19 protein-coding genes and 1 pseudogene are annotated in these 20429 nt (G+C 71.6%); 6 read left to right on the top strand and 14 right to left on the bottom strand.

What is annotated here, in order from left to right:
- Position 1: 1 nt before the first annotated feature.
- The gene (locus GXW76_RS05475; RefSeq protein WP_211860981.1) at positions 2 to 1600 is read right to left on the bottom strand and encodes an ABC transporter substrate-binding protein; all 1599 of its coding nucleotides are present in this window, start codon (positions 1598 to 1600) and stop codon (positions 2 to 4) included.
- Between the two features lie 181 nt (positions 1601 to 1781).
- Here GXW76_RS05475 and GXW76_RS05470 point away from each other — a divergent pair, with 181 nt between their 5' ends.
- The gene (locus GXW76_RS05470) at positions 1782 to 3347 is read left to right on the top strand and encodes an ABC transporter substrate-binding protein (RefSeq protein ID WP_211860980.1); all 1566 of its coding nucleotides are present in this window, start codon (positions 1782 to 1784) and stop codon (positions 3345 to 3347) included.
- Positions 3348 to 3523: 176 nt separating this feature from the next.
- On the opposite strand, the gene GXW76_RS05465 is transcribed toward GXW76_RS05470, so the two are convergent.
- The 7 genes from GXW76_RS05465 to GXW76_RS05435 all read right to left on the bottom strand — a co-directional run bounded on the left by GXW76_RS05465 (position 3524) and on the right by GXW76_RS05435 (position 12391).
- Positions 3524 to 3994 (bottom strand): aminoacyl-tRNA deacylase, encoded by a 471-nt coding sequence (locus GXW76_RS05465; protein WP_211860979.1) that lies wholly within the window; start codon positions 3992 to 3994, stop codon positions 3524 to 3526.
- Between the two features lie 122 nt (positions 3995 to 4116).
- Positions 4117 to 5070, bottom strand: coding sequence for a sterol desaturase family protein (locus GXW76_RS05460; protein ID WP_211860978.1), 954 nt, complete (start codon positions 5068 to 5070; stop codon positions 4117 to 4119).
- 12 nt (positions 5071 to 5082) lie between these two features.
- Positions 5083 to 5862 carry a polysaccharide deacetylase family protein gene (locus GXW76_RS05455; protein WP_338150892.1) on the bottom strand — a complete coding sequence of 260 codons (780 nt, stop codon included), beginning with the start codon at positions 5860 to 5862 and terminating at the stop codon, positions 5083 to 5085.
- Positions 5849 to 6799 carry a YVTN family beta-propeller repeat protein gene (locus GXW76_RS05450; RefSeq protein ID WP_246513943.1) on the bottom strand — a complete coding sequence of 317 codons (951 nt, stop codon included), beginning with the start codon at positions 6797 to 6799 and terminating at the stop codon, positions 5849 to 5851. Before GXW76_RS05450 ends, GXW76_RS05455 begins: the two co-directional genes overlap by 14 nt.
- A 186-nt stretch (positions 6800 to 6985) precedes the next feature.
- The gene (msrB, locus tag GXW76_RS05445) at positions 6986 to 7414 is read right to left on the bottom strand and encodes a peptide-methionine (R)-S-oxide reductase MsrB (RefSeq protein WP_211860976.1); all 429 of its coding nucleotides are present in this window, start codon (positions 7412 to 7414) and stop codon (positions 6986 to 6988) included.
- Positions 7415 to 7440: 26 nt separating this feature from the next.
- Positions 7441 to 7998, bottom strand: coding sequence for a peptide-methionine (S)-S-oxide reductase MsrA (gene msrA / locus GXW76_RS05440; RefSeq protein WP_211860975.1), 558 nt, complete (start codon positions 7996 to 7998; stop codon positions 7441 to 7443).
- A 49-nt stretch (positions 7999 to 8047) separates the two neighbouring features.
- A complete protein-coding gene (locus GXW76_RS05435; protein WP_211860974.1) occupies positions 8048 to 12391 on the bottom strand; it encodes a calcium-binding protein in 4344 nt (1447 codons plus the stop codon).
- 170 nt (positions 12392 to 12561) lie between these two features.
- On the opposite strand from GXW76_RS05435, the gene GXW76_RS05430 reads away from it, so the two are divergent.
- Both GXW76_RS05430 and GXW76_RS05425 read left to right on the top strand, forming a co-directional pair.
- A complete protein-coding gene (locus GXW76_RS05430; protein WP_246513942.1) occupies positions 12562 to 13206 on the top strand; it encodes an MBL fold metallo-hydrolase in 645 nt (214 codons plus the stop codon).
- Positions 13206 to 14441 (top strand): serine hydrolase domain-containing protein, encoded by a 1236-nt coding sequence (locus GXW76_RS05425; RefSeq protein ID WP_211860973.1) that lies wholly within the window; start codon positions 13206 to 13208, stop codon positions 14439 to 14441. The genes GXW76_RS05430 and GXW76_RS05425 overlap by 1 nt, the downstream gene beginning before the upstream one ends.
- Positions 14442 to 14525: 84 nt before the next feature.
- On the opposite strand, the gene GXW76_RS05420 is transcribed toward GXW76_RS05425, so the two are convergent.
- Positions 14526 to 15230, bottom strand: coding sequence for a 2OG-Fe(II) oxygenase (locus GXW76_RS05420; protein ID WP_211860972.1), 705 nt, complete (start codon positions 15228 to 15230; stop codon positions 14526 to 14528).
- Positions 15227 to 15514: a methylated-DNA--[protein]-cysteine S-methyltransferase gene (locus GXW76_RS05415; protein WP_246513941.1), complete on the bottom strand. Its 288-nt coding sequence runs from the start codon at positions 15512 to 15514 to the stop codon at positions 15227 to 15229. Before GXW76_RS05415 ends, GXW76_RS05420 begins: the two co-directional genes overlap by 4 nt.
- Before the next feature lie 117 nt (positions 15515 to 15631).
- Here GXW76_RS05415 and GXW76_RS05410 point away from each other — a divergent pair, with 117 nt between their 5' ends.
- Complete coding sequence (locus GXW76_RS05410; protein ID WP_211860970.1) at positions 15632 to 15964, top strand: YdhR family protein; 333 nt, start codon at positions 15632 to 15634, stop codon at positions 15962 to 15964.
- On the opposite strand, the gene GXW76_RS05405 is transcribed toward GXW76_RS05410, so the two are convergent.
- From GXW76_RS05405 to GXW76_RS05395, 3 genes are read right to left on the bottom strand one after another with little or no spacing between them, the layout of a single operon-like run.
- Positions 15965 to 16483, bottom strand: coding sequence for a gluconokinase (locus GXW76_RS05405; RefSeq protein ID WP_211860969.1), 519 nt, complete (start codon positions 16481 to 16483; stop codon positions 15965 to 15967).
- On the bottom strand, positions 16480 to 17574 hold the full coding sequence (gene gnd, locus GXW76_RS05400) for a phosphogluconate dehydrogenase (NAD(+)-dependent, decarboxylating) (protein WP_338150891.1): 1095 nt from the start codon (positions 17572 to 17574) through the stop codon (positions 16480 to 16482). Before gnd ends, GXW76_RS05405 begins: the two co-directional genes overlap by 4 nt.
- Positions 17571 to 18683 carry a serine hydrolase domain-containing protein gene (locus tag GXW76_RS05395; RefSeq protein WP_246513940.1) on the bottom strand — a complete coding sequence of 371 codons (1113 nt, stop codon included), beginning with the start codon at positions 18681 to 18683 and terminating at the stop codon, positions 17571 to 17573. The genes gnd and GXW76_RS05395 overlap by 4 nt, the downstream gene beginning before the upstream one ends.
- 172 nt (positions 18684 to 18855) lie before the next feature.
- Here GXW76_RS05395 and GXW76_RS05390 point away from each other — a divergent pair, with 172 nt between their 5' ends.
- Positions 18856 to 19530 (top strand): DsbA family oxidoreductase, encoded by a 675-nt coding sequence (locus GXW76_RS05390; protein WP_211860967.1) that lies wholly within the window; start codon positions 18856 to 18858, stop codon positions 19528 to 19530.
- Between the two features lie 201 nt (positions 19531 to 19731).
- Here the strand turns inward: GXW76_RS05390 and GXW76_RS05385 are convergent, their stop codons facing one another.
- Positions 19732 to 19911, bottom strand: a complete 180-nt coding sequence (locus GXW76_RS05385) for a hypothetical protein (protein WP_211860966.1) — start codon at positions 19909 to 19911, stop codon at positions 19732 to 19734.
- A 135-nt stretch (positions 19912 to 20046) separates the two neighbouring features.
- Here GXW76_RS05385 and GXW76_RS05380 point away from each other — a divergent pair.
- Positions 20047 to 20429 (top strand): annotated as a pseudogene (locus GXW76_RS05380) (hypothetical protein); the annotation flags it as partial.

Below are 20429 nucleotides of genomic sequence, written 5' to 3'. Positions count from 1 at the left end.
CCTACCGCGCCGCCTTGCGGACGTTCCAGGCGATGATGATGCCGGGCATCGCCAGCACTCCGGAGATGCGCGGGCTGATCGCCGAGGGCAGGTACCACTGCCCGTGCGGGACATAGGGCACGAGGCGGTAGGCGCTTTCCTGGAGCGCATCGAGGATGCGCCTCCGCTCGGCCTCATTCGCGGCATAGGGGAAAGCGTCGATCAGCGCCTGGTGGTCGGCGTCGCAGGGCCAGCCCGGCCAGGCGCGCTCGCAGGATGCCTGCATCGGCACGTTGCCGACAGGGTCCGACGCGCCGAGCCCGTTCCAGAAGGTCAGCCCGATATGCCAGCCGCCCTCGGCCGGCGGCCGGCGATTGGCGCGGCGCTGGGCCATGGAGGCGAAATCCGTCGCCTGCACGTCGGTGCGGAAGCCGACCTGCTGCATCTGCTGCGCCAGCACCAGCGTCGCGGCATGGACGAAGGGATTGTCCGTCGGGTCCATGATGACGATTGGCGCGCCGTCGTAGCCGCTCTCGCGCAGCAATTGCCGCGCGCGCTCCCGCGCCGCGGGGGAGCCGAGCCCCTCGGGCACGCCCGCATTCGTCTCCTGCGGGGAACCGCAGACGAAGAAGGCGTGGCAGACCTGGTAAAGCGACGGGTCGGGGAACATCGCCTGCAGGATCTCCTCCTGGTTCACCAGGAGCATCAGCGCCTGCCGCGCGCGCGCGTCGTTGAAGGGCGGGTGGATGTGGTTCATCCGGATCATGCCCGGCGCGCCGAGCGTATTGGTGCGGATGATCCGCATGCCGCGCCGCTGCAGCATGGGCAGGAAATCGACGCCCGGGCTCTCGACGTAGTCGAGCTCGCCCTGGATCAGCGCAAGCACCGCGGTCTGGGCATTGGCGATGTTCAGCCATTCCACGCGGTCGACATGTGCGACCTTGCCGCCGGCGGTGCCGGAGGCCGGCTCGGCGCGCGGCACATAGGCCGGGTTGCGGCGATAGACGACGCGGCTGCCGGGCACCCATTCCTCGCGCACGAAGACGAAGGGGCCGGAGCCGACGGTCTCGGTGATGGCAGTGAAGGGATCGGTCGCGGCAACGCGCGCCGGCATGATCGCCGGCATGTTCCCGGCGGGCTTCGAGAGGGCATCGAGCATCAGCCCGTAGGGCCGGCGCAGGCGCCAGGTGAAGGACTTCCCATCGGGTTCGGGCGCCAGCGCCTCGGTGATGGCCATGATCTGCCGGCCATGCGGGTCCCGCGCGCCCCAGCGGCGCAGCGAGGCCACCACGTCCTCCGCCGTCACCGGCGCGCCGTCATGGAAGGCGAGGCCGTCGCGCAGCGTGAAGCGCCAGGCCAGGGCATCGGCGCTGACCGAGAAGTCGCCGACCATCTGCGGCTGCGGGCGCTGGTTCTCGTCCCGGCCGAAGAGCTGGTCGTAGATCATGTGCGCGTGGGACTGCACGACGCCCGCCGTCGTGTTGATCGGGTCGAGCGTCTGCAGGTCCGCGTTCGGCACCATGCGCAGCACGCGCTCCGGCGGCACGGGCTGCGCGCCGGCCGGTGCGGCGAACAGTGCGACGGCCGCGAGCAGGGCAGCCGAGGCGAGGCGGGTCATCATGCGCGGCGTCTCCCGGAAAGGTAAGCATGATGGACCGGCTGCGCCCATCCGCGAAAGCGCCCGGTGGTACCGTCTCGCTTGGCCGCCGGCGGGGCCTGCGGGAAACGGATCATGGGATAGGTCCTTCGCGGCCACGCGAAAGCTGCCATGCTGCCCACCGGGATTTGCCGCCGGAGGACCCATGCGCCGCTCGAGCCTCGCCCTGCTGCTTGCCGCCGCCGTCTCGACCCCCGCGCTGGGGCAGACGCTGACCATGGGGGCGGGCGCGCCCTCGACCTCGCTCGACCCGCATTTCTTCAACGCGGCGCCGAATTCATCCGTCGCCGCGCACATCTTCTCCCGCCTGGTGGAGCGCGACGCGCGGGTCCGCACCTTCCCGGGCCTTGCGGAATCCTGGCGCGCAATCTCCCCCACCGTGTGGGAGTTCAAGCTGCGTGCGGGCGTGAAGTGGCACGACGGGCGGGACTTCACTGCCGACGACGTGGTCTTCACCTTCGGGCGCGCGCCCAACGTGCCGAACAGCCCCGGCGGCTTCGGCGGCTTCCTGCGCATGGTCGAGCGGGTGGAGGTGGTGGACCCGCTGACGCTGCGCATCCACACCCGCGCGCCGCATCCGCTGCTGCCGGTCGATCTCTCCTATATCTTCATCGTCTCCCGCCATGCCGGCGAGGGTGCGACGACGGATGACTACAACAGCGGCCGCGCCGCCATCGGCACCGGCCCGTACCGCCTGCGCTCCCATGCTCCCGGCGAGCGCGTGGAGTTCGAGCGCAACGACGCCTATTGGGGCCAGCGGGAACCCTGGTCGCGCGCGGTCTGGCGCGTCATCGCCAATGATTCCGCGCGCACCGCGGCGCTGCTCGCCGGCGACATCGACCTGATCGACCAGGTGCCGTCCTCCGACATCGAGCGCCTGCGACGGGAGAGCCGCGTCGCGCTGCACCAGATCCAGGGCCTGCGGATGATCTACATCCAGGCCGACTTCTCCCGCGACGGCAACCTGCCGATGGTCGCCGACAATGCCGGCCAGCCGATCGCCGCGAACCCGTTCAAGGATGTGCGGGTGCGGCGCGCGCTCTCCACGGCGATCAACCGGCAGGCACTGGCGGACCGGGTGATGGAAGGCACCGCCGCGCCCTCCGGCCAGTGGCTGCCGCCGGGCGTCTATTCCTTCAACCCGGCGGTGCCGGTGCCGGCCTTCGACCCCGACGGCGCGCGCCGCCTGCTGGCCGAGGCCGGCTATCCGCAGGGCTTCCGCCTGACCCTGGTGACGCCCAACGACCGCTACCCGAACGATGCCCGCACCGCGCAGGCGGTGGCGCAGATGTGGACGCGCATCGGCATCCGCACCGAGGTCCAGGCGTTGCCCTGGTCGTCCTTCTCCGCCCGCGCCGCGCGGCAGGAATTCCCGATCCGGCTGGCGGGCTGGGGCTCCTCGACCGGGGAGGCCTCCTACGCCGCCATCAACATCATGGGCACCTACAACCGCGAGCAGCGCCGCGGCGCCTCCAATGCGGGGCGCTATTCCAACCCGCAACTGGACGCGCTCGTGGACCGCGCCACCACCATCCTGGACGACGAGGAGCGGGAACGCGTGCTGCATGACGTGGTGAAGCTGGCGATGGACGACGAGGCGCTGATCCCGATCTTCCATCTCATCAACACCTGGGCCACGCGGCGCGGCATCACCTACGAGGCGCGCATGGACGAAGGCACCCGCGCCATGGCGGCCCGCCCGGCGCCATAGGGCAGCGTCCGCTCCGGCTCGCGGTGGGGGCGGCGCCTGTCACGTCGCGCACGGACACGTTCCCCCGACCGGATGCTCCCACCTGATCGGGATCGGTCCCGCCACGGGCGGCCGATCCGGCGCGGCGCGCACAGCCCCGAAGGAATGCTGGCGGCCGAAGCGCCAGCCGCCAGGGTTTACGCCGCGTGGCTGAAGCGTGCCCGCTTCGCATCCCTGGTCAGCGCGCGGAACGCGTCGCCGGAGACATGCACGAGCGTCCTGTGGTCGCCGGCCTCGAAATAGAGGTCGGTTGCCTTGTCGAGGCTCTCGTCGAGATAGACCGGCACGCCATAGGCCGCGCCGATCGGCGGCACGGCGCCGACCGCGCAATCGTCGAAGAGCTTCGAGATCTCCTGCTCGGTCGCGAGGCCGAGGCGCCGCTGCATGACGTCCTGCAGCGTGCTGAGTTCCACGCGGTGCGTGCTGGGAACGACGGCGAGCGCGTAGCCCACCTCATGGTGGATGACCACGGGCTTGGCCACCTGCCGCCCCGGCACGTGCGCGGCATGGGCCGCGCCGGCGCTGGTCATCGCCTCCCCGTGCGCCACCTCGCCGTAGGTGACGCCTGTGCCGTCCATGAATTCACGAAGCCGGTTCGCGATCGTCATCTGTCGCCTCCCTGAGGTTGCTACCCGAGTGGCAAACGATCCCGTGGATTCTCGCCCGCGGCAGCCCGCTGTCAATCAAGACCCGCACGAGGTCGCATCCGGGCGCTTCCGCCCGGCCTGCCTCAGCCCCCGCCGCGGCCCACCAGGGCACCGGCCATGCGCCTGAGCCCCACCGCCTGCTGGCGCAGCCAGCCGCCGGTCGCCAGTGCCTCCGGCGCTTCCGGGTCGCCGGTGCGCGGGAAGACGTCGCGCCGGAAGTCGGCGGTGCCGAAGATCCAGTCCCAGACGGGAAACAGCACCGCGTAGTTCTTCCCGTGATCCGCGACCGAGAGCACCCCGTGGTGCAACCGGTGGAAGCGCGGGGAGACCACCAGCCTCTCCCCGACCCGCCCGAAGGACAGGCGGACATTGGCGTGGGAAAGGCTTTCGGCCAGCCGCATGATCAGCACGAGCAGCGGGAACTGCCCCGGCGGCACGCCGATCAGCAGCGCGATGATGCCGAACCAGAGCGCCGCCAGCACCTCGTCCAGGATGTGGTTGCGGTCGTCGGTCCAGAAGGTCATCTGGCGCTGCGCGTGGTGGATGGAATGCAGCGCCCACCACCAGCCGAAGCGGTGCTGGAAGCGGTGCCGCCAGTATTCCCCGAAGTCGAGGATCACGACGTAGAGGAAGAAGGCGAGGATCGGCGCCTCGCGCAATCCGGGGATCACGTTCTCGAGCGTCGGCGGCACGAAGCCGCTGTCCGCGACCGTCCCCGCCCACCAGGCCTGCAGCGAGTTCAGCACCACGAAGGCCACCAGCGGCAACACGCCCAGGCGCGTCAACAGCGTGTAGACGATGTCGGTGCGGATGGCGCCGCGGTCGGTCACCTCCTCCACCGGCCGCCAGGCCTCGAGCGGGCGGCAGACGACATAGACCACCACGATGGAAAAAAGCCCGAAAAGGCCGAACTGGATCCAGTCGATGGCATCGTCGGCCCAGTCCATCAGGCCGATCTCGTACATCGCCGGCTGCACCAGCGTAGCGAAGATCCAGCCCGTCAGGTCGTCGAGCGCGCGGTTGAACGATTCGATCATGGCGAATGAATTCTAGCGCCTTCCGGAGGGCGGCAGGGTGGCGAAGCAGAAGCCGCGGGACTGGAGGCTGGCGATCACCTCCTCCAGCACATTGGCATAGGGGTCGCGGCGGCTGCGGATGCCCCAGTGCATGACCAGCACCTCCCCGTCCCGGACGTTGCGTATGGCGCGGTCGGCCAGCGCGCGGTTGGGATGCGCCTCGCTGGACAGTTCGTCGCCGAGGAAGCCGTTGGCCGTCCAGCCCTGGTGGCGTAGGCCGCAGGCCTCGGCCATGCGGATCGCGCCCGGGGTGGTGATGCCGCCCGGCGCGCGCCATAGCGGCAGCACCGTCGCATCCGGCGCGGCCTCGCGCAGGCGCTCGATCGGGCGGGCCAGTTCGCGGCACATGGCGGCCTGGTCCAGCACCTCCTCGCCTTCCCTGGTGCGGGAGACGTAGCGCGTGCGCCCTGCCCCGGCATCGCCGCGGAAATACCAGTGGCGGTCGGTGTGGGTGGCGAAGACGTGGCCCTCGGCCGCACGGGCGCGCCAGAAGGCGGCCCAGCCGGGGCCGAGGCTGCGCTCGCCCGTATGAGTCGGCTCGTTCGCCACGAAGAGCGTCGCGCGCACGTCGCGGCGCTTGAGGATGGCGGCGATGCGTTCCGCCTCCCTCCCCCATCCCGTGTCGATGGTCAGGTAGAGCGTGCCCGATGGGCAGGCCGGCGACACCTGCGCGACCGCCGGCGCGCCGCCCAGCAGCGCGAGCAGCGGCGCGAGCAGCGGCGCGAGCAGGCGCAGGCGGCTAATTCCCGACACTCTCCGCCCGGCGCGGCTGGAAGAAGATCCCGTGCGGGCTGCGGCCGACGCGGATCGTCTCGTATTCCCCGGTGCGCGCATCGACGCGCGCGATGCGCCCGACCCAGCGCAACGTCACCCAGAGGTTCCCCTCCGGGTCGAAGGTGACGCAGTCCGGCCCGCCCCGGATGTCGATGACGCGCCGGACCTCCAGCGTGCTGGGGTCGATCTCGGCGAGGCGGCTCTCCACCCGGCTCGTGGCCCAGAGCGCCTTGCCGTCCGGCGAGGCGAAGATGGTATGCGCGCCGCGGCCGATCGGGATCTGGCGCTCGACCTCCCGCGTCTCGGGGTTCATCACCGCGAAGTAGTCGGCGCCCATGACGCCCACGATCAGCCGGCCGCGGTGCCAGATGATGCCGGCGGGCTCGCGGCCGACCGGCGCCTCCCACAGCACTTCCCGCGTCTCCAGGCTGATGGCGATGACGGTGCCGCTGCCCTGCAGCGTGACATAGACGACCTTCCCGTCCGGCCGGAACGCCATGTGGGAGGGCTTGTCCGGCGTGCGCAGCCGGGTCAGCAGCGTCAGGTTCTCGGCGTCGTAGATGTCCACCTGGTTCCGCCGCAGGCTGGCGATGACCAGGTGCTTCCCGTCGGGCGAGAAATCGAGGTGGTAGGGGTTCGAGATCCTCTCGCGCCGCCGGACGTCGCCGGTGGTGGGATCGACGAACAGCATCTCGTTGCCGCCGGAATCCGCGATCAGCAGGTCGCGGCCGCCCGGGGCGAGGACCAGGTGATGGACCTCGCGCAGCGCCGGGATCCGGCGCAGCTCGGTGCGCGTCGCGACATCCAGGATCGAGATGCTCGAATCCCCGGAATTGAGGACATAGACGATGTCCGCTGTGGCCGGGCGCGCCAGCATCAGGAAGGGAAGGATCAGGAAAGCGGCTAGGCGGCGCATGGGTCGGGCAGGCTCGGATGTGGCAGCAGGGGGCGCAGTCGCGGCGGAACCTGCGCCGGCACTGCCCCGGAAGCAAGCGCGGAGTCGGCATGAATGCAGGCGGAGGTGCGGGCCATGACGCGGATCAAGCGCCTGCAACCCGGGGTTGCCGACCCGCGCGCACCGGCAACGCCCGGGCGCGACGGCTCACGCCTCTTCCGGGGCGAACCCCATCGCCACGCCGTTCATGCAGAAGCGCAGCCCGGTCGGTTGCGGCCCATCGGGGAAGACATGGCCAAGATGGCCGCCGCACTGCGCGCAATGCACCTCGATCCGCCGCATCATGTGCGAGGTGTCGAGCTGGGTCGCCACCGCCCCCTCGAGCGGCGCGAAGAAGGAGGGCCAGCCGCAGCCGCTCTCGAACTTCGTCGCCGCGTCGAAGAGCGGCGTGCCGCAGCCGGCGCAGGTGAAGGTGCCGGCACGCTTCTCGGCATTGAGGGGCGACGTGCCGGGCCGTTCGGTGCCGTGCTGGCGCAGCACGCGGAAGGCCTCGGGGGTAAGGGCGGCGCGCCAGTCCTCCTCGGTCTTCGTCACCGGGAAGGTCTCGGCTTCCGTCTCGTCGTGCTTCGATCGCATCTGCCTGTCCTTCTTGCCGGTCGCCGTCATGCCGCCGGCCGCTTCAGCCGATCCGCGAAGACCTTGCGGAACTTCAGCACCTTCGGTGCCACCACCGCGCGGCAATAGCCCGCCCAGGGGTTGCGGGCGAAGTAGTCGTGGTGCTCGGGCTCGGCCGGCCAGAAGGGGGCCTCGGGCACAAGTTCGGTCACCAGCGGTCCGTCCCAGATGCCGGCCTTCGCGACCTCCTCCATGACCTCCCGCGCCGTCGCCGCCTGGGCTTCGGAATGGGCGAGGATGATGGAACGATATTGCGGCCCGACATCCGCCCCCTGGCGGTCCTTCGTGGTCGGGTCGTGGATGGTGAAGAAGACACGCAGCAGGTCGGCATAGGAGAGTTCCGCCGGGTCGAAGACCACGCGGACCACTTCGGCATGGCCGGTACTCTTGCCGCAGACCTGCTCGTAGGAGGGGTTCGCGACATGGCCGCCGGCATAGCCGGACGCAACCGACACCACGCCCCGCAATTCCTTGAACACCGCCTCCAGGCACCAGAAGCACCCGCCACCGAGGGTTGCCGCCTCGTGTCCCGCCTGTCCGCTCATGCCTGCCTCCGTCATCGCGACACCAACTTCGCCATGTGGGGAGGAAAGGTCACGCGAGGAAGACGAAATCGCCCGCGGTCAACGCATCCTTCTGCACCCCGGCGAGCAGCACCGAATCCCCCGGCGCGAAGTCGATGATGGCGCCGCTCGTGCCCTGCCGTGTCGCCGCCATCACCTGCGTGAAGGTCTTGAGGGCGAGGCCCTGCAGCAGGATGCGGTCCTCGCCGGGGGTGAAGTCGCGGATGGCATCGACCCCGGAGCCCGCGCCGAAGAGGAACGAGTCGCGCCCGGCTTCCCCGTAGAGATTGTCGTTGCCGCCGCCGCCGATGAGGGTGTCGTTGCCGGCGCGGCCGAACAGGTTCTCGGCGCGGCTCGAACCGAGGATGCGGTTGGAGAGCACGTTGCCGATGCCCGCGGAAGGCCCGTCGAGCCAGAGTTCCTCGACATTGTCGGACAGGGTGAAAGGCTGGCTTCCGTAGGCGATCACCCGGTCCCAGCCCTGGCCCACCCCCTCGACGATGAGCTCGATCTGCTGGGAGGCGATGTACACGTCGTTTCCCGGCCCGCCATACATGAGGTCGTAACCCGGCCCGCCGTCGAGCCAGTCATCGCCGAAGCCGCCGTAGAGCACGTCGGTGATCGCATCGGGGCCGCCGTAGATCGTGTCGTTGCCGCCCTCCCCCAGCAGGTAGTCGCGCCCGAGACCGCCATCGATGATGTCGGCGTCATCGCCGCCCCAGGCGGAATCTGCGCCGTCGTCCCCGAACAGCCAGTCGGCCCCTTCCTTCCCTTGCAGGCGGTCGTTGCCGTTGCCGCCGCGGATGGTGTCGTCGCCCGCCATGCCGATCAGGAGGTTGGCGAACTCGTTCCCGATCAGGGTGTTCGCCAGCGGATTGCCGACGCCGAACAACGGCCCGGTGCCCGGCGCGAGCACCAGCCAATCGACATTGGCATGCAGGTAATGGTTGGCGGAGGAGATCACCGTGTCGATGCCGGCCCCCACCCCTTCGAAGACCAGATCGCCGATCCGGTCCACGTAATAGAGGTCGTTGCCGGAGTTCCCGTAGAGGCGGTCCACGCCGTCCCCGCCGTCCAGCACGTCATCGCCCTCGCCGCCCTCGAGCGTGTCGATGTGATCCCCGCCGAAGAGCCAGTCATCCCCCGGCCCGCCGCGCAGGAGATCGAGGCCCGCACCCCCGACCAGCGTGTCGCGGCCGATGAAGCCGATTAGCGTGTCGGCGCCGGCCATGCCCTCCAGCCAGTCGTCGAAGTTGGACCCCTGCAGCATGTCGGCATGGGCGGAACCGCGCAGCCCCTCGATGCCGTTGAACCGGTCCCCCGCCGCGCCGCCCGAGGCGCTGCCATTGTAGAGCGCCACCGTCACCGCCGTGCTCGACATCTCGTAGGAAGCGATGTCGAAGCCCGTGCCGCCATTGATGACGTCCGCCCCGGCGCCGCCCTGCAGCACGTCGTCGCCGGCGCCGCCTTCCAGCGTGTCGTCGCCGCCACCCCCTTCCAGCGTGTCGTTGCCGTCACGCCCCTCGATCCGGTCGGCGAAGGCGCCGCCGAGCAGCCGGTTGCGCCCCGAGGAGCCGTAGAGCGCGACGGCCCCGGCCACGCCGGTCGCGTCCACGCCCTCGAAGCCGATGGCGATTCCGCCGCCGGATACCTGGTCGATCAGGCTGTCCAGCGTCACCGTCGCCGGGGCGAGGAGGACGAGCATGTCGAAATCATCGCCCCCGTCCACGAACGGGTCGGCCGGGTCGTATTCCACCGTGTCGTCGCCGGCGCCCGCATCTATGGAATCGGCGCCCATGCCACCGGAGATGAAGTCCGCCCCGTCCCCACCCAGCAGCGTGTCGTTGCCGTCCCCGCCACGCAGCGTGTCGAGGCCGATGCCGCCATAGAGCCAGTCGTGCCCGGCGCCGCCATCGAGCGATTCCCGCCCGTCCGCGCCCCAGAGGCTGTCCGCCCCGTCGCCACCGACGAGCGTGTTGCGCGCGAAGATGCTGTCCACCTCCGCGACGCCGGGCCCTTCGGCGAAGAGCTCGTCATTGCCCGCACCGCCGTCGAGCGAATCATTCCCGGACCCGCCCCAGAGCTGGTCGTTGCCGGCCGCGCCGACCAGCGTGTCGTCTCCGTCGCCGCCGACGAGGCGGTCATTGCCGCCGCGCCCGGTGAGCCGGTCCGCCCCGGCCAGGCCGAAGATCTCCTGCCCCGAGGCGGCCGCGGTCAGGCTGTCCGACCCGCTGCCGCCGACCAGCACGCGGAACGTGCCCTCCACGAAGGCGTCCGGCGTCAGCGCCGCCGTCGAGCCGGTGGTGCCGATGCGGATCACCGCGTCGTCGGCATCGAGGATCAGGTCCTGGTCGAGGTCGATGACGAACCAGCCGCCCGCCGCCGCCCCGCCCGTAAGCGCCGGCAGCCACCACGCCTGGTAGTAGCCCGGCCCGATGCCGTCCCCCGGCAGGGCGAGGCCGAAGGGGATGCCGGGAGCGGCGTCCCGCGGCGCCAGGGTGCCCCGCCAGGCGAGCGGGCCCGGCCCGAAGTTGCCGGCCACCAGCCCGTTGACGAGGCCGAGCGAGATGCGGTCGCCCGCCGCAGCGCTGAAATCCACCAGCCAGTCCGGCGCGGCGCCCGAGGTCTCGTTCAGCCCCTGGGCCGAGAGGTCCACGATGAAGAGGTCGGCGCCACCGCCACCGATGAAGGTATCCGCGCCGCGGCCGCCGAGCAGCGTGTCGTCGCCCTCCCCGCCGTCGAGCCGGTCATTGCCCTCGCGCGCGTGGATCAGGTCGTTGCCGTCGCCGCCCTCCAGCCAGTCGTCGCCGCCGTCGCCCCAGAGCAGGTCGTCGTCCGCCCCCCCGAGCAGCGTGTCGAGGCCGATGCCGCCGAAGAGCATGTCCGGCCCGGCGCCGCCGAGCAGCATGTTGCGGTCCTCGGGGCTCTCGGATTCGGGGAGGTAGGGATCGGCGGCGAAGAGCGTGTCCCAGCCGTCGCCGCCCTCCAGCCAGTCGCTACCCGGCCCGCCGTGCAGTTCGTCGGCGAGATCGCCGCCGAGCAGCGTGTCGTCCCCGAGCCCGCCATCCAGCCAGTCCACCCCGTCGCCGCCGGAGAGGAGGTCGTTGCCACCCTCCCCCCACATCGCGTCGTCGGTGGCCCCGGCGCCGGCCAGCGTATCGGCGCCCGGTCCGCCGACGAAGCCGCCGAATTCGGCGAGGAAGTCGCCCGCCGAGAGGGTCGTGGCGGCATCCCCCGCGGGCACGGCGATGCGCAGGAACAGGTCGCCGGCACCGAAGCGGCCGTCATCGTCGAGGTCGGCCCAGACCTCGAAACGCCAGGCCGCACCTTCCACTGCCCGCCACAGCACGTCGGCGAAGCCGTCGCCGATGCGGCTCGCCGGCAGTTGCACGCCGGAACCGTCGTAGCCCTCGAAGGCGAAGTCGGCAGCCGGGACGTGGAAGGCGATGGCCCGGCCGAGGAGCAGCGTCGGCGGCAGGACGATGCGGTCGCCCCCGTCGCGGCCCGCGCCCTCGAAGTTCAGGATCAGGTCGGGCGTGGCGGGCGGGCTTTGCGCGCCCGGTGCGTCGAAAAGGAAGAGATCGTCTCCGGCGCCGCCATCCAGCAGGTCGGCGCCGGCGCCACCCTCGATGGTGTCGTCGCCCTGGCCGCCGAGGATGGTGTCATCCCCCGTGCCGCCCGCGAGGCTGTCGGCGCCGGATCCGCCAATCAGGGAATCGTCGCCCGCCCCGCCGAGGATGGCCATGCCGGCCCCCGCCACGGCGCTGCCGTCGAGCACCAGCCGGGAGCCGATGCCCTGCGCCCTGGCATCCACGGTGAAGAACGTGCCGGCCCCGGGCGTCGCGGTGGCGACGGTGGAGGGGTCGAGCGTCAGCGCGGCCTCGCCCGTGCCGACCTCGATGCGCTCGATGCCGGTGAGCGTGGTCGGCGCAAGAACCACCGAGAAATTGCCCGAGACCGCCAGCGTGTCGCCCGTGCCGGCGCCGCCATCGAGGACATCCCCGGCGGTGAGCGCGGCACCGGCCTCGATGCGGTCGTCCCCGCCGCCGGCCGAGACGGTGTCGAGGCCGCCGCGATCGACGGCGATCCAGTCCGCCCCCTCCCCGCCCGTGCGGCTGTTGTTGCCGGCGCCGTCGAGGATCAGGACGCTGCCGTCGGCGAAGACCAGGTTCGCCGCGCTGAGCCCCGATGCGCCCCCGAGGCCAATGCCGACCAGCCTGGCCGTTTCCCCCTGCGAGGTGATCAGCAGGTCGGCGCCGGAGAAGGCGAATCGCACCGAAGCCGCCGGCCAGCCGAGCGGGAAGTGGAGCAGGTCCGACGCCGGCGCGAAGACCAGGCTGCCGCCGGCTATGTCGGGGAAGGTGTATGTCGTCATCGCATCCTGCGATCCTGTCTCCAACAGGAACTCGCGCCTGGGTTGATGAACGGTGAACCCGTGCGCGAATCCTGCCGGCCGGGGCGCGCGCGGGACGTGGTGCGGGTGGCGGCGGGCAAGCGCCCGGCCCGCCGCTGGACGCGGCCGCGGCCCCGGGCGAAGGTCCGGCCATGAGCATCGCCGCCGCCATCCTGCCGGTCACACCCTTCCAGCAGAACTGCACCCTCATCTGGGACGACGAGACGAAGGAGGGCGTGGTCGTCGACCCCGGCGGCGACGCGGACCGCATTCAGGAAGCGATCCAGCAGGCTGGCATCAAGGTGCAGCGCATCCTGCTGACCCATGGCCACCTGGACCATGCCGGCGCCGCCACGATACTGGCCGAGACGCTGGGCGTGCCCATCGAGGGCCCACACCGCGCCGACGCGTTCCTGCTGGACACCTTGCCCGAGCAGGGCGCGCGCTATGGCCTGGAGATGCGCGCGGTGACGCCCGACCGCTGGCTCGAAGAAGGCGAGACGGTGGAGATCGCCGGGCAGGAATTCGCCGTGCTGCACTGCCCGGGGCACACGCCGGGGCACCTGGTATTCGTGAACACCGCGCTCGGCTTCGCGCTGGTGGGGGACGTGCTGTTCCAGGGCTCGGTCGGGCGCACGGATTTCCCGTATGGCGACCACGAGGCGCTGATCTCCTCGATCCGGGAGAAGCTGTTTCCGCTCGGCGACGACATCCAGTTCATCTGTGGGCACGGGCCCGGCTCGACCTTCGGCACCGAGCGCCGCACCAACCCCTATGCCGGAGAAGGCGCGCACTGATGGCTGTCATCCAGACCGACACCCCGCCCCTTCCCCCCGCGCGGCCCGAGGCGGTGGGCATGTCCTCCGCGCGGCTCGCGCGCATTCGGCCGGCGCTCGAACGCGAGGTGGAGGAGGGCCGCTTCCCCGGCGGCGTGGTGGCGATCGCGCGCGAGGGGCGGCTCGTGCACCTCGAAGCCGTCGGCTGGCTGGATGCGGCGGCGCGTGTGCCGATGCGCCCGGATGCGATCTTCGCCATCGCGTCGATGACCAAGCCGGTCTGCGGCGTCACGGCGCTGACGCTGGTCGAGGAAGGGCGGCTGCTGCTCTCCGACCCGGTCGGCGCCTATGTCCCGCCGCTGATGGACATGCAGGTGGCGAAGCCGACGCCGGGGATGCTCTCGGGCGAGGGGCCGCTCGAACTGGAACCGCAGCGCCGGCCGATGACGGTGCAGGATGCGGCGCGCCACACCACCGGCTTCGTCTATGGCGGTTTCGGCGGCACCGCGGTGCATTCGGCGCATCCGGGTTCCTCGCTGAACGTGGCGCATGAGCATGATGCGGAAAGCCTGGCGCGGGTGCTCGCCGCCACGCCGCTGCGCCACCATCCTGGCGAGGCCTGGGAATACGGCTTCTCCACCGACGTGCTCGGCCTGTTGGCGCAGGCGGCGGGCGGGGCCTCGCTCGGCACGCTGATGCGGGAACGCATCTTCGGCCCGCTCGGCATGGAGGAAACGGGTTACGTCCTGCCGGCGGGCAAGGCCGCACGCTTCGCCCAGGCGCTGCCGAATTGCCCGCTGACCGGGGCGCCGCAATCCGTCCGCGCGCCGCTTTCGGCGCCGAGGCTGGAAGTGGGCGGCGCGGGGCTGGTCTCCACCGCTTCCGACTACCTGCGCTTCGCGGAGATGCTGCGCGCAGGCGGTTCGCTGCGCGGGGAGCGCGTGCTCTCGCCCGCGGCGGTGCGCTGGATGGGCTCGGACCACCTGCAGGGCATCGAGGGCGGGCCGGACCGGATGGACCCGGGCCTCACCGGCTACGGCTTCGGCCTGACGGTGGCGGTGCGCAGGAACGCCGGCGGGTCGGCCTTCATGGGCGCGCCGGGGGCCTTCGGCTGGTCGGGGGTGTTCGGGACGTATTTCTGGGTGGATCCGGCGGAACGGCTCGCGGTGGTGCTGATGGCGCACGCGCCGGGGGCGATGCGGCTGCGCTATCGGCGGCTGATCAACATGCTGGCGTATCAGGCGCTGGAGAACTGAAGCGGGGAGAAGGTCGGGGGGAAGGAATTCCCCCCGAGCCCCCCTTCTTCTTTGGTGACCTTTCGGGCGTGCCCGGCACAAAGGTCACGCGGCGTCGTGGAAGATGACGCCCAGCGTATGGCGACGGCCGCTGCGCAGGCGACTGACGCCGTGGCGCATGTTCACCCGGTAGGTGCCGCGCGTGCCGGAGACGGGGCGGTGATGCACGGCGAAGATGACGCCCTCACCCTGCGCCAGCGGCACCACCTCGGCCCGCGACTGCATGCGCGGACGCTGCTCGGTCAGCACGAACTCGCCGCCCGTGAAGTCCCGCCCGGGTTCCGAGAGCAGCACCGCGACCTGCAACGGAAAAACGTGCTCGCCATAGAGGTCCTGGTGCAGGCAGTTGTAGTCGCCCGCCTCGTAGCGCAGCAGCAGCGGCGTCGGACGCGTCTGGCCCGCGGCATGGCAGCGCGCGAGGAACTCGGCGTGCCGTCCGGGAAAGCGCGGCGCCAGGCTCATCGCCTCGTTCCAGCGGTTCGCCACCGGCGCGAGATATGGCCAGAAGCCCTCTCGCAGGGCCGCGACCGGCGTGGGCAACGGGGCGGCGAAGTACTTGTACTCGCCCCGCCCGAAGCCGTGCCGCGCCATGACGATGCGGCTGCGGAAGCCCTCCTCCCGGTCGTAGAGGCCCGCGATCCCGGCGCATTCCTCCGCGCCCAGCAGCGGCCCCGTGATGGCGCACCCGAAGGCGTCGAGTTCCGCCTCGATCCGCGCCCAATCAAGACCGGCGATGCGCGCGGCGATCACCGCGCACCCTCCTTCGCAAGCAGCACCCGCTTGCGCGCCGCGCCCCACCGCCAGCCACCGGTCCCGCCCGAGGCCGGCACGACACGGTGGCAGGGCACCGCGAGCGCGACCGGATTCGCCGCGCAGGCCCGCGCCACCGCGCGTGCGGCGCCGGGGCGGCCGATGCGTGCGGCGACCTCGGCATAGGTCATCGTGCAGCCCGGCGGGATCTCCCGCAGCGCGGCCCAAACGGCGCGCTGGAAGTCGGTGCCGCGGAGGTCGAGGGCAAGATCGGCGATGGTCATGGTGCGTGTCTCCTGTGCGCCCTTCATGCCCGCCCCGCCGTCGCCGCGCCTTCCGCGCGTTGCGCCGGCGCGTTCCGCGCTAGGATGCCCCTGCGCATCCAAGGGAGGACACGCGCCATGGTGATCGTCCAGGTGAACTACACCCGCCCCGACATGCCCAAGGCCGAATGGGAGGCGCGCTACACCGACGACCGCGCGAAGCAGTTCCTCGCCGTGCCGGGGCTGCAGTGGAAGATCTGGCTCGACGGGGAGGAGGAACGCCGCGCCGGCGGCATCTATCTCTTCGACAGCCGCGCCAGCGCCGAGGCCTATGTCAACGGCCCCATCGTCGCACGGATGAAGGCCAACCCGGACATCACCGACCTCCAGATCCGGATGTTCGACGTGCGCGACCGCATGACCGCCATCACCCGCGGGCCAGTGCCGGGCCTGGCGATGGCGGCGGAATAGTCACGCCAGGTCGCCGCGCCGCCGCAGCGCGGCGATCGCCTTGGCCACGATCGCGGGCGGCTCGGGATCGACATCGAGGTCGATGACATCCGCCTCGGTTTCGGGCGGCTCCAGGGCCGCGAACTGGCTCGCGATCAGGCTGGCCGGCATGTAGTGCCCCTGGCGCGCTGCCTGGCGCGCCATGATGAGGAACGGCTCGCCGGTCAGGTGCAGGAAGCGGATGTCGGCATGCCCGTCGCGCAGCATGTCGCGATAGGCCCGCTTCAGCGCCGAGCACGCCACCACCACGCCCTTCCCTTCCGCCCGCGCGCGGCCGATGCGCACGGCAATGGCGCCGAGCCACGGCCAGCGGTCCTCGTCGGTCAGCGGCGTGCCGGTGCTCATCTTCGCGACGTTCGCGGGCGGGTGGAAGGAATCGCCGTCCTCGAAGGGCCAGCCGAGGCGTTCGGCGAGCAGCGCGCCCACGGTGGACTTGCCGCAGCCGGAGACACCCATCACCACGATGGCGGGAATGCTCATCCCTTCTTCGGCTCCAGGTGGCCGCCGAAGCCGTGGCGCATGGCCGAGAGCGCCTTGCCGGCGAAATGCCCCTCGTCGCGAGAGGCGAAGCGGGAGAACAGCGCGGCGGTCAGCACGGGTGCGGAGACCGCGGTCTCCACCGCCTGCTGCACCGTCCAGCGGCCTTCCCCGGAATCCCCGACGCGGCCGGAATACTTCGCGAGGTCGGGGTCCTCGGCGAGCGCGGCCGCCGTCAGGTCGAGCAGCCAGGAGGTGACGACCGAACCACGCCGCCAGACCTCGGCGACATCGGCGATGTCCACCTCGATGCGGTGCTCCTCGGGCAGTTCGGGGCTGTCGGCGTGGCGGAGGAGGTCGAGGCCCTCGGCCAGCGCCTGCATCATCCCGTACTCGATCCCGTTGTGGACCATCTTCACGAGATGCCCGGCGCCGTGGCCGCCGCAATGCAGCCAGCCTTCCTCGACGTTGCGCGCGCGGCCTTCGCGGCGCGGCGTTTCCGGGATGTCGCCCCGCCCGGGCGCGAGGGCGGCGAAGATCGGCGCCAGGCGCGCGACCGGCCCGGCTTCGCCGCCGATCATCAGGCAATAGCCGCGCTCCAGCCCCCAGACTCCGCCCGAGGTGCCGATGTCGAGGTAATGCACCCCCTTCGCGCGCAGTTCCGCCGCGCGGCGGATGTCGTCCTTCCAATGGGTGTTGCCGCCGTCGATGGCGATGTCGCCGGGGGAGAGCAACTCGCCGAGCCGCCGGATGGCGGCCTCGGTCGCATCGCCATGCGGCAGCATAACCCAGACGGCGCGGGTCGGCGCCAGGGCGGCAACCAGGCCATCAAGGTCGTCCACGCCGCGCGCGCCGTCGGCCACCACCGGGGCGATGGCCGCCGGATCGCGGTCCCACACCACGCAGGACTGCCCTGCGCGCAGCAGTCGCCGCGCGATGTTGGCGCCCATCCGCCCGAGCCCGACGATGCCGATGTCCGTCATGCGCGTCCCCCCGCCCTTCGGCGATGCATGCCCGAGCGGGTGACGCCGTGCAACGGCAGCACGGCATCGCGCGGCGCGCCGGGCCGGGGCGCCCGGCGCGCGGCGGTTCACGTGGTCAGCGCCGCCCGTACGCGGCCGATGAAGCCGTCCATCGCCGCCGGGTCCGTCCAGCGCAGCACCGCGACGATGCCGGTGGACGGATCGACCCAGGTCAGGTTGCCGCCCGCGCCCGAGGCGAAGAAGGCGTCCCGCGCCGCGGAGGGATACTTCTTCCCGTCCGCGTTCAGCCACCAGAGGAACCCGTAATGCGGGTTCAACGGACAGGCCTCGGTGGACAGGCCGAACCAGGCGGCGGGCAGCAGGAATTCGCTGCCCCAGCGGCCGCGGGCCAGCGCCAGCAGGCCGATGCGCGCCTGGTCCTCGGCATGGATGGCGATGCCGCCGCCCCAATGCGTGCCGCCCGGCACCGACTGCACGCGGCCGCCGTCCTTCAGCGTCACCCAGGAGGTGCGATACCCGTCCCAGCGCCAGTCGGAGGAGCCGCCGATGGGCCCGAGGATGCGCTCGCGGAAGACCTCCGGCAGCGGCCGCTGGAACACGCGCAGCAGCGCGAGCGACAGCCGGTTCACCCGCACGTCGTTGTATTCCCAGTGCGTCCCGGCGGGCTCGAGGGCGCGCTCACCCTTCTTCCCCTGTCCCTCGACGCCGAGGTTGCGGCCGCGGTCGATCGAATCCGCCTTGCCGAACAGCTCGCCCTCCCACTCGGAGGTGTTGGTCAGCAGGTGCCGCCAGGTGATCGGCGCGTTCTGCGGGCTGTCGAACCCGCCATCGTCCACCGTCTCGCGCACCGGGCGGTCGATGTCCTGGATCAGCCCGTCCGCCACGGCGACGCCCGCGAGCAGGGAGAGATACGACTTCGCGATGCTGAAGGTCTGGCTGACCTCCCGCGTGTCTCCCCAGCGCGCTGCGAGGACGCCATGACGGGTGATCAGGCCGCAGGAGGAGCCGCGCGGCCAGAGCGGGCCGAGCACCTCGTTGAAGGGCGGCGGCTCGAAGGCGCCGCGGCCGAGATGGCCGGCGAGGTCGTAGGGCCAGGCCGTCTCGTGCGCCGCGGCATGAGCGACGGCGTCGGCGAGCTTCGCCGGGTCCAGGCCAAGCGTCGCGGGCGCGGCCTCGGGCCAGGGTGCGGGATGGGCGGAAGGAAAGGTCATGTCGGTCATCACGGCGCAGACTGCTTTGCCGCGGCGGACAGGCATAGCCCCCCGCCCATCCGCCGAAGGCAGACGAGGATCGCGGTATGGACAGGGCCGCGCGCCATGACCATCCGCAGCGCTTGCCGGCGCCGCTGCACGCACCCATCCTTTCCTGCACATCCCAGCCCAGGAACCAGCCATGTCCGCCACCCCCGTGACCGCCGGCCGGCTCGAGATCGTCTCCGACGTCATTTGCCCATGGTGTTGGATCGGCAAGACGCATCTCGACGGCGCGCTGGCGCTCCTCGCCGAGGAAGGCCTGACCTTCGAGGTCGGCTGGTTGCCCTACCAGCTGAACCCCGACATGCCGGAAGGCGGGGTGGATCGCCGTACCTACCGCGCGGAGAAGTTCGGTTCCCTGGAACGCTCGCAGGAACTCGACTCCCAGGTGGCCGAGGCCGGGCGCGTCGCGGGCATCGGCTTCCGCCACGACCTGATGGCGCGAACGCCGAACACGGTGCAGGCGCACCGGCTGATCCGCCTGGCCGGCGCGGCCGGCGTGCAGCACGCCGTGGTGGAGCGCCTGTTCCGCGCCTACTTCCAGGAAGGCAAGGACATCGGCGACCAAGCGGTGCTCGCGGCCGAGGGCGCGACGGCAGGCATGCCGCAGGAGGCGCTGGACGCCTTCACCGGCAGCGACGCGGCGCGCGCCGAGGTGATTGCCGAATCGCAGGCCCTGGCGCAGGCGGGCGTCACGGGCGTGCCGTCCTTCGTGCTGGACCGGCACCTTCTCTTCTCCGGCGCGATGCCGGCGGAGCGGATGGCCGACGCCTTCCGCCGGGCGGTCGAGATCCTGCGCAGCCGGGCCGCCTGACCGCGCCGCCTGCGGCTGGCTCGTCGCTGCGATGCCGGGGCATGCCGCGTTTCAAGCGCCCCGTCGCAACCCGGCACGCAGCAGGGTGCGTCGAGGGGTGGCCCGGACGGCTGCATTTTGAGTCCGGTGAGCGCGGCCGCCGCCCCGCCGGCTCCGCGCGCGATGCGTCCCGCACGGAAGCCGAACCCCGTGCGGCGTGTTTCAGGCCCCGCCGGCCCAGAGCGCGATTTCGGCCGCCGCCCAGGCCAGCGCAAGGAAGCCGGTGAAGTCGCGCATGACGCGCCGCGCGAGGCGCGCGGGCCGTCGCGCCGGGACGAAGCGCACCACGATGGGGAGGGGCGGGATGACCAGGGATGGGTCGATGGCGGGGCGCGTGCTCATGGGTTAACTAGAACAAAACGAGAACAATAATGCAAGCCCCATGGAATGTGTCACGCACGGAGAGCGTCGGACTTGTCTCGGCATCGGTCCGACGCCGAGAATAGCCGCCTCGACCCCAGTGGAGCGCCGGCCCCCATGACCGATTCCCCCGACTACCGCCTCGCCCGGCGACTGTTGGTGGTGCGCCTGGCGACCGCCGGCGGCACGGCGGCGCTGCCTGGCGCGGCCCTCGCGCAAGGCGTGAAGGGCGAAGGCGGCGGCACGCCCGCCCCGGCGCCGGCGCCCTCCCCGGCTCCCGTGCCGCCGCGGAACGCGCCGTCCGGCGTCTCCGACACCGATCCGGGTGACCCGGCAGGCCAGGGTCGCGGCGGCGGCCGGCCCCCGGTCAAGGGTGGCCAGCAACGGCAGCAGCAGAGCGGCCTGACGGATGCCGACCCGGGCGACCCACCGAACAACGGGCGCGGCCCGCAGGGCGGCGGCCGGCCGATGGGGCCGACGGATGCCGACCCCGGCGATCC

Source organism: Neoroseomonas soli (assembly GCF_018129065.1).
GTDB classification, from domain to species: Bacteria; Pseudomonadota; Alphaproteobacteria; order Acetobacterales; family Acetobacteraceae; genus Neoroseomonas; species Neoroseomonas soli.
The sequence above is the reverse complement of the archived record's forward strand: the minus strand, read 5'-3'. Positions and strand labels throughout refer to the sequence as shown.